Source organism: Ruminococcus sp. 8Y-12 (genome assembly GCF_058119865.1).
Genome location: NZ_CM176623.1, coordinates 3,262,970 through 3,276,517 on the forward strand (window position 1 = coordinate 3,262,970; position 13,548 = coordinate 3,276,517).

The window sequence follows — 13,548 nt, forward strand, 5'->3', positions numbered from 1 at the left end:
CGGGGCAGGGTATCACAGCGAAGGAAACAGGAGGATATGTATGAAGACGAGAGTGACAGAGCTTTTGGGAATAGAGCAACCGATTATTCAGGGCGGAATGGCATGGGTAGCGGAACACAGTCTGGCGGCAGCGGTGTCCGAGGCCGGAGGTTTTGGCTTGATTGGGGCAGCAAATGCTCCCGCTGAGGTGGTGAGAGAGGAAATACGCAGGGCCAAAGAAATGACGGACAGACCTTTTGGAGTGAATGTAATGCTGTTGAGTCCTTATGCGCCGGAGGTTGCCCAGGTGGTAGCTGAGGAAGGCGTGAAGGCGGTCACCACCGGGGCAGGGAATCCGGAAAAGTACATGGAACTCTGGAAAAATGCAGGAATCAAGGTGATTCCGGTTGTGGCCTCCGTTGCGCTTGCCAGGAGAATGGAAAAGTATGGGGCGGACGCTGTGGTGGCCGAGGGAATGGAGTCCGGCGGACATATAGGTGCACAGACAACCATGACTCTGGTTCCGCAGGTGGTGGACGCAGTGGAGATCCCTGTGATAGCGGCCGGGGGAATCGGAGACGGCCGGGGATTTGCGGCGGCGATGATGCTGGGAGCAGAGGCAGTCCAGATGGGAACCCGTTTTGTAGTGGCAAATGAGTCTATTGTACACCAGAATTACAAAGACAGACTGATCAAAGCCAGGGATATCGATTCAGAGGTGACTGGCATGAGTACAGGCCATCCGGTGCGCTCTCTGAGAAACCAGACCACCAGAAAATACCTGCAGATGGAGAAAGAGGGCGCTTCTTTTGAGGAACTGGAGTATCTGACACTGGGCGCATTGAGAAAAGCGGTAGTGGAGGGGGACGTGGTAAACGGAACCGTCATGGCCGGACAGATTGCAGGACTGGTTAAAAAGGAGCAGAGCTGCCGGGAGATCATTCAGGAGATCATGGCGGAAGCCAAAGTGCTTCTGAACAGAGAGTGAGGTACATGAAATGAGGAAGATAGCGTTTGTATTTCCGGGGCAGGGTGCCCAGTACATCGGAATGGGGCAAGACTTCTACGAGCAGTCAGCGGCATCCAGAGAGGTTTTTGACCTGGCTGCCCAGGTAACTGGGATCGATATTCCAGCTCTCTGCTTTGAGGAGAACGAAAATCTGAATATCACAGAGTACACACAGATTGCCATGCTGGCCACAGAGGCTGCAATCCTGGCGGCAGTGAGAGAGCGTGGCATTCGTTCCCAGGTCAACGCCGGGCTAAGCCTTGGAGAGTACGGGGCATTGGTGGCCTCAGAAGTGCTGTCCCCTGAGGACGCTTTCCGGGTGGTGCGCCGGAGAGGGATTCTGATGCAGGAGGCAGTTCCCACAGGGGGCGCTATGGCTGCAGTGATTGGCATGGACGGAGAGAGGATTGCAGAGATCTGCAGCCGGACGGAGGGGATCGTTTCCGTTGCCAACTACAACTGTCCGGGGCAGATCGTGATCACCGGAGAGGAGGGAGCAGTGGCCCTGGCCAGCGAAGCCATGAAAGAGGCTGGAGCCAGGAGAATCGTTTCCCTTAACGTGAGCGGTCCATTTCATTCCCAGATGCTTCAGGGAGCAGGAGAAGAGCTTGCAAAGGTGCTTGCAGACATTCCTGTCCAGGAGATCCAAACACCCTATATCACCAATGTGACCGCAGACTATGTGAAGGACAAAAAAGAGGTAAAAGGGCTTTTGGCAAGACAGGTCAGCTCTTCCGTAAAATGGCAGCAGAGCGTGGAGCGCATGCTGGCGGATGGGGTGGATACCTTTGTGGAAATCGGGCCTGGGAGAACGTTGAGTGGATTTTTAAGAAAAATAGACCGGAGCGCCGCGGGTGTTCAAATAGAGAAATTTGCAGACTTGGATAAGGCGGCCTCCATGCTGCTGGAAGAGGAGTGAGGATATGCTGGAAGGAAAGGTAGCTTTAGTGACGGGTGCCTCCAGGGGCATTGGGAGAGAGATTGCGAAGACACTTGCCAGGGAGCATGCCATGGTAATTATCAATTACAACGGCTCCGCCAAGAGGGCCGTGGAGGTGCAGAAAGAGATCGAAAGTCAGGGTGGCAGGGCAGTGACCTGTCAGTGCAATGTGGCTGATTACAATGCTGTGGAGAAGATGATAAGGGATCTGGTGAGGGAATATGGACACATCGATATTCTGGTAAACAATGCCGGAATAACCAGGGATAATCTGATTATGAAGATGAGCGAGGAAGATTTCGACCGGGTAATTGATACGAATCTAAAAGGGACCTTTAATACCATCCGTCATCTTGCCCGCCAGATGCTGAAGCAAAAGAGTGGAAAGATCATTAACATCTCGTCTGTTTCCGGTGTGCTTGGCAATGCAGGCCAGGCGAACTATGCTGCGTCCAAGGCAGGAGTTATAGGGCTGACCAAGACCATGGCCAGAGAACTGGCAGCCAGGGGAATCAATGTCAACGCCATTGCTCCCGGATTCATTGATACGGAGATGACGGAAGTGCTTTCGGATGCTGTGAAGGAGAGTGTGACTGCACAGATTCCCTTTAAGCGGTTTGGGCAGGCCAAGGATATCGCTGAGGCAGCAGTATTTCTGGCTTCGGACAGGGCGGAATATATTACAGGACAGATCATTCATATAGACGGCGGGATGGCCATGTAAGGAGGAACAGGATGAGACGAGTAGTAGTGACAGGAATGGGAGCCATCACTCCAGTGGGACTGAGTGTGGATAGTTTCTGGGAGAGTGTGAAGGAAAAGAAGACGGGATTTGAGGTGATCACCAGATTCGATGCCTCTGAGTATAAAGCAACTCTTGCAGCGGAGGTGAAAGGGTTTGATCCTAAGGAGTATATGGACTTTAAGTCAGCCAAGCGCATGGAGCTGTTCAGCCAGTTTGCAGTGGCGGCGGCCAGGGAGGCAATGGACCAGTCCGGTCTGGATATGAGCCGGGAGGACCCATATCTGGTGGGCTGCTGTGTGGGTTCCGGAATCGGAAGCCTTCAGGCCATGGAGAGAGAACATACGAAACTGGAAAACAGAGGTCCGGGCAGGATCAATCCGCTTCTGGTCCCCCTTATGATCTCCAACATGGCCTGCGGAAACGTATCCATCCACTTTGGGCTGAAGGGAAAGAGTCTGAACGTGGTCACCGCATGTGCCACCGGAACCCATTCCATTGGAGAGGCGTTTCGCAGTATCCAGACAGGGGAGGCGGACGTGATGGTGGCCGGAGGGGCAGAGGCCTCTGTTTGTCCCATCGGTGTGGGAGGATTTGCAGCCCTCACGGCACTCTCCTCATCCACAGATCCAGAGCGGTGCTCCATCCCCTTTGACAAGGAGCGGAGTGGCTTTGTCATGGGAGAGGGTGCGGCAATTGTAATTTTGGAAGAGCTGGAGCATGCGAAAAGACGAGGTGCCAGGATTCTGGCTGAGCTGGCCGGATATGGTACCACCAGCGATGCCTACCATATTACTTCCCCAGCAGAGGACGGTGAGGGAGCAGCCAGAGCCATGTCTAATGCAGTCCGGGAGGCAGGACTTGCGCCGGAGGATATCACCTACATCAATGCCCACGGCACCAGCACACACCACAATGACCTGTTTGAGACAAGAGCCATCAAAAAAGCGTTTGGAGAGCACGCAAAAAACCTGCGCATCAATTCCACCAAATCCATTGTGGGCCATATGCTGGGAGCAGCCGGAGCCATTGAGTTTATTACCTGTGTAAAAGAGATACAGGAGGGCTATATTCATCCCACCGTGGGTTATCAGGTACCGGATGAGGAGCTGGATCTCAACTATGTACCAGGCGATGCCATACAGGAGCCGGTGGAGTACGCCCTGAGCAACTCTCTGGGCTTTGGCGGACACAATGCAAGTATTCTGGTGAAAAGATACAGGGAGGAAGCATGATGGAATTGGAAAATCTGTTAAAATTAATTGACAAAGTGTCTTCCTCCAGGCTGGACAGTTTCCTTATGGAGGAGGAGGGATTTAAGCTCTCCATGAAAAAGAAAAAAGGCCGGGAAGCAGCCGTGTCTCTTGCAGGTGCGGCAGTGATGCCTGTACAGGTGAATGCCGAATCTTCGGATAAGGGTGAATATACAGAGCTGCCCGCAGGGAAACAGGTGAAAGCGCCTCTTGTGGGTACCTTTTACAATGCCTCCTCACCCGAAGAAGACCCCTTTGTACAGGTGGGTGATACGGTAAAGAAGGGCCAGGTTCTGGGAATCATTGAGGCTATGAAGTTGATGAATGAGATTGAATGTGAGTACGATGGCGTGGTGGAGGCTGTTCTTGTTGAGAATGAGCAGATGGTAGAATATGGCCAGCCGTTGTTTATCATCAGATAGGAGGGCAGCTATGCCGGTTTTAACAACAAAGGAAATTATGGAGATTATCCCCCACAGACAGCCCATGCTGCTGATCGACACCATCGAGGAGTTGGAGCCTGGTAAAAGAGGGGTTGGAAAAAAATGCGTCAGCTACAATGAGCCGTATTTTGCAGGTCATTTTCCAATGGAACCGGTGATGCCCGGCGTGCTGATCGTGGAGGCCCTGGCCCAGGTAGGGGCAGTGGTAATGCTGAGCTGTGAAGAATTTAAAGGTAAGACCGCTTATTTTGGGGCCATAAATTCCGCTAAATTTAAACAAAAGGTGCTTCCGGGGGATGTATTGATCCTGGAGGTGGAGATGATTAAGCAGAAAGGCCCAATCGGAATCGGTAAGGCTACGGCATCTGTGAATGGAAAGGCAGCGGTTTTGGCGGAGCTGACCTTTGCCATCGGATAGGAGCGAGAGTGTATGTTTCAGAAAATATTGATTGCCAATCGGGGAGAGATTGCGGTACGCATTATCCGGGCCTGCAGGGAGCTGGGTATCAAGACAGTTGCCGTGTACTCGGAGGCTGACAGGGAGGCGCTGCACACACAGCTGGCAGATGAGGCGGTATGCATCGGCCCGGCGCCGTCTTTGGACAGTTATCTGGATATGGAGCGGATTTTGAGCGCCACCATTGCCACTAAAGCGGAGGCAATTCACCCAGGTTTTGGATTTCTCTCAGAGAACAGCAAATTTGTGGAAATGTGCGAGAAGTGCAATATCACCTTTATTGGGCCCTCCGCTGAGGTCATCAGCCGTATGGGAAATAAGTCCGCAGCCAGAGATACCATGCGTCGTGCGGGAGTATCGGTGGTTCCGGGCACAAAGGAGCCGGTGTATCATGCAGAAGAAGCTCTGGAAATTGCAAAAAAAATCGGATTTCCAGTGATGATCAAAGCTTCCTCCGGGGGAGGCGGCAAGGGGATGCGCATCTCCTGGTCAGAAACTGATTTTCAGGAAAACTTTCAGACAGCACAGATGGAGTCTGAGAGGGCCTTTCGTGACAATACCATGTATATAGAAAAGTATATCCGGGAACCAAAGCACATAGAGTTTCAGATTTTAGCCGACAAGTTCGGCAATGTGATCCAGCTGGGGGAGCGGGATTGCTCTATTCAGAGAAACCACCAGAAGGTGATCGAGGAATCCCCCTGTGCAGTTCTAACCGCAGAGCTTCGGAAAAAGATGGGGGATGAAGCCGTGCGTGCAGCCAGAGCAGCCGGCTATGAGAATGCGGGGACCATTGAGTTTTTGCTGGATGCGGATAAAAATTTTTATTTTATTGAGATGAACACCAGGATTCAGGTGGAGCATCCTGTGACAGAGATGGTCTCCGGCGTGGATTTGATTAAAGAGCAGATTTTCATTGCCGCCGGTCTGCCATTGAGCATCAAGCAGGAGGATGTGGCGCTGCAGGGCCATGCCATTGAGTGCAGGATCAATGCGGAAGATCCCAGAAGGAACTTCATGCCCTGTCCCGGGGTGATCGATGAGGTGCACCTGCCGGGGGGATTTGGAGTGCGCATTGACTCCGCTGTGTACAGCGGATATGAGATTCCCCCATACTATGATTCCATGATTGCAAAGGTGATCGTCCATGACAAATCCAGGGAGAGGGCAATTGATAAAATGCGCAGTACCCTTGGGGAACTGATCCTGGACGGAGTGACCACAAATGTGGATTTTCAGTACGAGATATTAAACAATGAGGATTTCCAGAAGGGAAATTTCACAACTGCTTTTATAGAAGAACATTTCTAGCAAGGAGAGTAGAAGATGCCGAAACTAAAGGATATGTTTAAAAAGACCACCTATATTCCCATTGGACGCACAGAGGAAGTGCCCAGGGAGAGACAGACGCAGCGGGAGGCAGAACCCTCCGTGCCGGAAGGACTTTGGGTGAAATGTCCGGGGTGCGGCAGAATGCTCTACAAGGAAGATGTGGCGGAGCACTACTATGTTTGTCCCAAATGCGGCGGCTATTTCCGTATTAAGACAAAGACCAGAATGCGGATGATCGTGGATAAGGGAACCTTTGAGGAGTGGGGAAGAGAGATAGAGGACCGCAATCCACTTGATTTTCCAGGGTACCAGGAAAAATTGGCCAGGACAAGGGAGAAGACACATTTAAGGGAAGCGGTCACCATTGGAAAGGCAAAGATCGGCGGGCAGGATGCGGTGATTGGCGTCTGTGACGCCCGGTTTCTCATGAGCAGTATGGGGTATGTGGTGGGAGAGAAGATCACCTTGGCCATAGAGAGAGCCACTGAAATGAGGCTTCCCGTAATTCTTTTCTGCTGCTCCGGGGGAGCCAGGATGCAGGAGGGAATTGTCTCCCTGATGCAGATGGCTAAGACCTCTGCAGCCATCAAACGCCACTCAGACGCCGGATTGCTGTATATACCAGTGCTCACAGACCCCACCACAGGGGGAGTGACCGCCAGTTTTGCCATGCTGGGGGACATTATTCTGGCAGAGCCGGGAGCCCTGATCGGCTTTGCGGGACCCAGGGTAATTCAGCAGACCATCGGTGAGAAGCTTCCGGAGGGATTCCAGAGGGCAGAGTTTCTGGTGGAAAAGGGAATCATTGACGGAATTGTGGAGCGCAGCAGACAGAAGGAAATACTCTCGTATTTGATTGCTGTCCACGGAAAAAAGGGATATACAAATTTTACACCGGAAGCATGTGAGGAGGAAGAGTCAGAGGATATAGGGAGGATCAAAGCCGGTCCGGCCACCGCCTGGGAAAGAGTGGAGATCTCGCGTATGGCCAGGCGCCCCTCCAGCCTGGATTACATCCAGGGGATCTTTACAGACTTTGTGGAGCTTCACGGGGACAGAAGCTTTCGGGATGACGGTTCTGTGGTGGGAGGAATTGCCCTGCTGGACGGCCAGCCGGTCACTGTGATCGGCCAGCAGAAGGGAAGGACCACGAAGGAAAATATCAGCCGGAATTTTGGGATGGTTTCCCCGGAAGGATACCGCAAAGCGCTGCGCCTGATGAAGCAGGCGGACAAATTCGGAAGGCCTGTCATCAATTTTGTGGACACACCTGGAGCTGCCTGCGGCATCGGGGCTGAAGAGAGGGGACAGGGGGAAGCCATTGCCAGAAATCTAATGGAGATGGCTGGGCTTAAGGTACCTGTTCTGAGTATTGTCATTGGCGAGGGCGGCAGCGGCGGCGCCCTGGGGCTGGCTGTGGCCAATGAAGTGTGGATGTTGGAAAATGCCACCTACTCCATCCTCTCCCCGGAAGGGTTTGCCACGATCCTGTGGAAGGATGGTAAGAGGGCCCAGGAGGCATCAGAGGTGATGAAGATCACTGCTGCGGATTTAAAAGAATTGGGAATCATTGAGCGGATCATTCCGGAACGGGAGCCGGCCTGCCAGGATACGGTGCCGGAACTTGTAAAAGTCATGAAAACCCATATGAAGGACTTCCTGGTGAGGGAGAGCGCGTATTCTCCCCGGGAATTGGCAGAACAGAGATATGACCGGTTCCGCAGGATGTAAGGAGGTGCGTATGGATATAAAATCATTGAAAATAGGAGAGCTGACGGCCAGGCTGCCTGTTATTCAGGGCGGTATGGGCGTTGGAATTAGTCTTTCAGGGCTGGCAGGCGCAGTGGCAGCAGGAGGAGGAGTGGGCGTGATCTCAACAGCTCAAATCGGTTACCGGGAGCCTGAGTTTGAGACATCTCCCATGGAGGCTAATCTAAAGGCCATTGGAAAAGAGATCGAAAGGGCCAGGAAGCTGGCCAAAGGCGGCGTGCTTGGAGTCAATATTATGGTGGCTACCAGGCAGTATGCGGAGTATGTGAAGGCAGCGGTCAAGGCAGGAATTGACCTGATTATCTCAGGAGCGGGCCTTCCTACAATGCTGCCTGAGCTGGTTAAGGGGAGCAGTACTAAGATTGCTCCTATTGTCTCCACAATTAAGTCTGCTCAAGTGATCTGTAAGTTTTGGGATCGAAAGCACAAAAGGGTTCCGGATCTGGTAGTGATCGAGGGCCCCAGAGCGGGTGGGCATCTTGGATTTTCCAGGGAACAGCTGGAGCAGTTTACCACAGAGACCTATGAAGAGGAGATTGTGGGAATCCTGGAGGTTGTGGACACTTACGCCCAGAAGTACGAAAGGCATATTCCTGTGGTAGTGGCAGGTGGAATCTATGACCGGAGTGATCTGGAGCATGTGCTGGCACTGGGAGCGGATGGGGTTCAGATGGGGACACGGTTTGTGACCACCTATGAGTGTGATGCAAGTGAGGCTTATAAACAGACTTATCTGGACTGCAGACAAGAGGATATCCGGATAGTAGACAGCCCTGTGGGGCTTCCCGGAAGGGCCATTTCCAATCCATTCCTGAGTGAGGCCAAAGGGTGCGGTGTCACTGGAAAGTGCTACAAGTGTCTGGAGAGATGCAATCCCTCCAAGATCCCCTATTGTATCACCAGGGCTCTGGTCAATGCAGTGAAAGGGAATACAGACCAAGGGCTGCTCTTTTGCGGAGACAATGCGTGGAGGGCACACAGGCTGGAGCATGTAGCAGATATATTAAAAGAGATGGAGTAATACTGGCGCAACTGCCAATGAGTAAAACAGGGAAATTATCTGCCATTTAAGGTAAGGATTCCCTGTTTTTTTATAAAGTTATGAACTGTTCCGTTACCTCACAGTTACGCTGCAAAATCCGTTGTATATCACCTTCGCTGCTGGGGAAATGTATCAAAAGTATTACAGAAATATAAAATAATGATTCCATTTAATCGAAAATATGGTATAATACACCCAATGGAAACACCAAATATAGTATATTACTTTGACAACAGGACATATCCTTTATGGAACAGTCTTTTCGATAAACATTAAATGGAGGAAAACAAAATATGAGCGCAGCATTACCAATCTTTTTTCTGAGTCTGGGACTTGCCATTAATCCGGCCCAGAAGACTCAAATAAATGCGGTAAACATTGTAAAGCAGGAGGTGCAGGCACAGCAGAATCTCTATGCCCTTATGGGAAAGTCCAAAGTGAATGCAGCACAGCTGGAGGAATTTTTTAATAACAATGGTCAGGAGTATCCGGCTAAGGAACTGTCAGAGGGCGGTGCACCGGATCTGGAGACGTTCTGCAGGATTTTTGTGGAGGAAGCAAAGCTGGAGGGCATCAAGCCGGAGGTGGCGTTTGCACAGACCATGCTGGAGACAGGGTGGCTGCAGTTTGGCGGAGATGTACAGATCGGACAGTTTAATTTTGCGGGCCTTGGGAGTACAGGAGGCGGTGTGCCGGGAAGCAGTTTTAGTGACGTGCGAACAGGAGTGCGGGCGCAGATTCAGCATCTCAAGGCCTATGCCACAGACAAGTCCTTGTCCGAAAAATGTGTGGATGAGCGCTATGATCTCGTAGTGAAGGGCAGCGCCCCCTATGTGGAGTGGCTGGGGCAAAAAGAGAATCCCAGAGGATTTGGCTGGGCAGCCGCGGAGGATTATGGAGAGAATATCCTGACAATGGTAAAGAAGATACAGGCAGAATAAGTGTTACTGTTCACACGTCAATATCTAAAGTTGATGACATTGGTTCACACGTTCACAGTAACATGCATAAATCCATGCAAAATCGCCTGCGGCGATGGGATTTAAGCACCCTTGAACCTTTTTCTCACGGTCTGAGCAGTAAATGCTCAGACCTGAGTGAACAGTAATGAATAAGTCTGTACAACCGTCATATTTCGGTATATAATTAGATCCGAATTGGTTTCAAGAAATAAAGAGATACCGGTAGAAGGAGAACAACATGAGTAAGGTTAGAACAAGATTTGCTCCAAGTCCCACAGGAAGAATGCACGTGGGCAATTTGAGAACAGCTTTGTATGCCTATTTGATTGCAAAGCATGAGGGCGGAGACTTTATGCTCCGCATTGAAGATACAGACCAGGAGCGCTTTATGGAAGGGGCTTTGGAGATTATTTACCACACCCTGGAGGAGACCGGTCTGGTTCACGATGAAGGACCGGATAAAGACGGCGGGGTGGGACCGTACGTACAGAGTGAACGCCAGGCGCAGGGCATCTATCTGAAATACGCTAGAGAGTTGATTGAAAAGGGGGAAGCATACTACTGTTTCTGTGACAAAGAGCGGCTGGATTCCCTGAAGCAGGAGATAGCCGGGAAAGAGATTGTGATCTATGACAAGCACTGCCTGCATCTGTCCAAGGAAGAGATTGAGGCCAACCTGGCAGCGGGCAAACCCTACGTCATCCGCCAGAACATGCCCCAAGAGGGAACTACCCGGTTTGAGGACGAGATCTACGGCGTGATTGAGGTTCCCAACGCAGAGCTGGATGATATGATTCTGATTAAATCTGATGGTTATCCCACCTACAATTTTGCCAATGTGGTGGATGACCACCTGATGGGAATCACTCACGTAGTGAGGGGAAATGAGTACCTCTCATCCGCACCCAAGTACAACCGCCTGTACCAGGCTTTTGGATGGGAGGTTCCGATCTATGTGCACTGTCCACTGATTACCAATGAGGAGCACAAAAAGCTGAGTAAGCGCAGCGGCCATTCCTCCTACGAGGATCTGGTGGACCAGGGATTTTTGACAGAGGCTATTGTAAACTACGTGGCTCTGCTGGGCTGGTGTCCGGAGGACAACCGTGAGATGTTTACCTTAAAGGAACTGGTAGAAGCCTTTGACTACCGTCATATGAGCAAATCCCCTGCGGTATTTGATATGACAAAGCTGCGGTGGATGAATGGGGAGTACATTAAGGCAATGGATTTTGAATCCTTCTATGAGAAAGCGCTGCCCTATATCCGAAATACGATTCACAGGGATCTGGATTTTCGAAAAATTGCTGAGATGGTGAAGACGCGCATCGAAGTATTTCCGGATATTCCGGACCTGATAGACTTTTTCCAGGAGGTACCGGAGTACGAGACCACTATGTATACCCACAAGAAGATGAAGACCAGCGAAGCCTCCTCCCTGGAGGTGCTAAGAGAGCTGCTTCCCAGGCTGGAGGCCCAGGAGGACTACAGCAACGACGCCCTGTATGAGATGCTCACTGCCTACGTGGCGGAGAAGGGGTGCAAAAACGGCTATGTGATGTGGCCCGTGCGCACCGCAGCATCTGGAAAGCAGATGACTCCTGCCGGTGCAACTGAGATCCTGGAGGTGCTGGGCAGGGAAGAGTCTCTGAAACGTATCCGGGCAGCCATCGAGAAGCTGAGCCAGGCTGTTTAGAGAGAGGAATCTATGGAGTTAAGTGAAACTCAGTCAAGGGCTGTCGCCCATGCCGAGGGACCCTGCATCTGTCTTGCAGGGCCCGGTTCCGGCAAAACCACCGTGATTACAGAGAGAATCAAATATCTGGTACAGAAGCGAAAGGTCAATCCAATGGAAATTTTGGTGATTACCTTTACAAAGGCTGCGGCTTCCCAGATGAAGGAGCGTTTTCAGAGGGCAATGGGCGATCAGAAATGTCCGGTTACCTTTGGTACATTTCACGCTGTTTTCTTTGGAATCCTGAAGCATGCCTACCACTTTGCCTCAACTAATATCCTGAGAGAGGAGCAGAAGTACCAGTATATAAAAGAGATCATAGAAAAAATGGATCTGGAGATTGAAGATGAGTCAGAGTTTATCTCCGGTATTATCACAGAGATCAGTCTGGTGAAAAACGACCGTATTCCTCTGGAACACTACTACTCCACAAACTGTCCGGAGGAGGTCTTTCGTGAAATCTACGGAAGTTATCAGAAAAAGCTGGAGCGGGCCAGACTGTTGGATTTTGATGATATGCTGGTCTATACCTGGGAACTGTTTAAAGAGAGGCCTGACATCCGAAGCGGTTGGCAGAAACGTTTCCGCTATATTCTGATTGATGAATTTCAAGATATTAACCAGATTCAGTATGAGGTGGTCCGCATGCTGGCCCAGCCAGAGGATAACCTGTTTATTGTAGGGGATGATGATCAGTCCATCTACCGCTTTCGGGGGGCACGACCGGAAATTATGCTGAACTTTGGAAAAGACTACCCACAGGCTGCTGTTGTAAAGCTGGAGGAAAATTACCGCTCTGTGGAGAATATTATTGCAGGGGCAGGCAGGGTGATTCGAAACAATACCACCCGCTATCCAAAGGAGATTCACGGCGTGAAGGAAGCAGGGGAAAAAATCGAACTGCATGGATTTAAAGATCAGTACAGTGAAAATACATATCTGGTAAAAAAAGTGCAGGAATACCTGGAGGGAGGGCGTTCCCACGAGGACATTGCGGTCTTATTCCGGACGAATACAGGCGCCAGGCTACTGGTGGAAAAATTTATGGAATACAACATACCCTTCTGCATACGGGATACCATGCCCAACATCTATGAGCACTGGATCACGAAGAATATCATCTCTTATATACGGATTGCCCAGGGAAGCAGGGAGAGAAAGGAATTTATGCAGATTATAAACAGGCCTAAGCGTTATATTGGCAGAGAGTGTCTGGATGAGATGCAGATTTCCTTTGAAAATCTGCGAAAGTATTATGAGGAAAAAGACTGGATGGTGGAACGGATAGACAAGCTGGAGTATGATCTGAAGCTCTTAAAAAAGATGACTCCTTATGCTGCCATCAACTTTATCCGCCACGGTATCGGCTATGAGGAGTATTTGACAGAGTATGCCCAGTACCGGAGAATCAAGCCCGAGGAGTTGTATGAGGTCTTAAACGAGCTTCAGGAGACAGCCAGGAACTTTCCAAGCTATGACAGTTGGTTTGCCCACATGGAGGAATATGCGGCCACTCTGCGCCAGCAGGCGGGAAAGCTAAGAGAGGAGCATGCAGTGACCTTTACCACGCTGCACAGCGCGAAAGGTCTGGAGTTCCCGGTGGTATTTATTGCGGATGCCAATGAGGGGAACATGCCCCACCGCAAGGCGGTATTGGATTGTGATCTGCAGGAGGAGCGCAGGATGTTCTATGTGGGAATGACAAGGGCTAAGGAGCGCCTGCATATCTATTATGCAAAAGAGCGGTATGGAAAAACCCTGATACCCTCCCGGTTTATCGAGGAGCTTCGCAGGAAGCCCTCCGGGCGGGATACCCATGCCGGTGAGAGGAAGAGGCCGCTGGAGTGAAGCAGATTTGTAACTGTTCAGTACCTTCACAGGTAT

Annotated in this window: 12 protein-coding genes; all 12 read left to right on the forward strand. The window is 51.0% G+C overall.

Annotation, left to right across the window (positions count from 1 at the left end; translation table 11 throughout):
- The first annotated feature begins 40 nt into the window (after positions 1-40).
- Positions 41-967 carry an enoyl-[acyl-carrier-protein] reductase FabK gene (gene fabK / locus AC0THY_RS12670; protein WP_489990962.1) on the forward strand — a complete coding sequence of 309 codons (927 nt, stop codon included), beginning with the start codon at positions 41-43 and terminating at the stop codon, positions 965-967.
- 10 nt (positions 968-977) lie between these two features.
- The gene (gene fabD, locus AC0THY_RS12675) at positions 978-1,907 is read left to right on the forward strand and encodes an ACP S-malonyltransferase (protein WP_489990963.1); all 930 of its coding nucleotides are present in this window, start codon (positions 978-980) and stop codon (positions 1,905-1,907) included.
- A 4-nt stretch (positions 1,908-1,911) separates the two neighbouring features.
- Complete coding sequence (gene fabG, locus AC0THY_RS12680; RefSeq protein ID WP_489990964.1) at positions 1,912-2,652, forward strand: 3-oxoacyl-[acyl-carrier-protein] reductase; 741 nt, start codon at positions 1,912-1,914, stop codon at positions 2,650-2,652.
- Positions 2,653-2,663: 11 nt separating this feature from the next.
- Positions 2,664-3,905 (forward strand): beta-ketoacyl-ACP synthase II, encoded by a 1,242-nt coding sequence (gene fabF, locus AC0THY_RS12685; protein ID WP_489990965.1) that lies wholly within the window; start codon positions 2,664-2,666, stop codon positions 3,903-3,905.
- Entirely contained in the window at positions 3,902-4,345 is a 444-nt protein-coding gene (gene accB, locus AC0THY_RS12690; protein ID WP_489990966.1) for an acetyl-CoA carboxylase biotin carboxyl carrier protein, read from the forward strand. The genes fabF and accB overlap by 4 nt, the downstream gene beginning before the upstream one ends.
- 10 nt (positions 4,346-4,355) lie before the next feature.
- Entirely contained in the window at positions 4,356-4,784 is a 429-nt protein-coding gene (gene fabZ / locus AC0THY_RS12695; protein WP_489990967.1) for a 3-hydroxyacyl-ACP dehydratase FabZ, read from the forward strand.
- 12 nt (positions 4,785-4,796) lie between these two features.
- Positions 4,797-6,134 carry an acetyl-CoA carboxylase biotin carboxylase subunit gene (locus AC0THY_RS12700; RefSeq protein WP_489990968.1) on the forward strand — a complete coding sequence of 446 codons (1,338 nt, stop codon included), beginning with the start codon at positions 4,797-4,799 and terminating at the stop codon, positions 6,132-6,134.
- Positions 6,135-6,149: 15 nt separating this feature from the next.
- Positions 6,150-7,886 carry an acetyl-CoA carboxylase carboxyltransferase subunit alpha gene (locus AC0THY_RS12705; RefSeq protein WP_489990969.1) on the forward strand — a complete coding sequence of 579 codons (1,737 nt, stop codon included), beginning with the start codon at positions 6,150-6,152 and terminating at the stop codon, positions 7,884-7,886.
- A gap of 10 nt (positions 7,887-7,896) precedes the next feature.
- Positions 7,897-8,946: an NAD(P)H-dependent flavin oxidoreductase gene (locus tag AC0THY_RS12710; RefSeq protein WP_489990970.1), complete on the forward strand. Its 1,050-nt coding sequence runs from the start codon at positions 7,897-7,899 to the stop codon at positions 8,944-8,946.
- Positions 8,947-9,260: 314 nt separating this feature from the next.
- A complete protein-coding gene (locus AC0THY_RS12715; RefSeq protein WP_489990971.1) occupies positions 9,261-9,908 on the forward strand; it encodes a glucosaminidase domain-containing protein in 648 nt (215 codons plus the stop codon).
- 259 nt (positions 9,909-10,167) lie between these two features.
- A complete protein-coding gene (gene gltX / locus AC0THY_RS12720) occupies positions 10,168-11,625 on the forward strand; it encodes a glutamate--tRNA ligase (protein WP_489990972.1) in 1,458 nt (485 codons plus the stop codon).
- 12 nt (positions 11,626-11,637) lie between these two features.
- Complete coding sequence (locus AC0THY_RS12725) at positions 11,638-13,512, forward strand: ATP-dependent helicase (protein WP_489990973.1); 1,875 nt, start codon at positions 11,638-11,640, stop codon at positions 13,510-13,512.
- Positions 13,513-13,548: the final 36 nt, after the last annotated feature.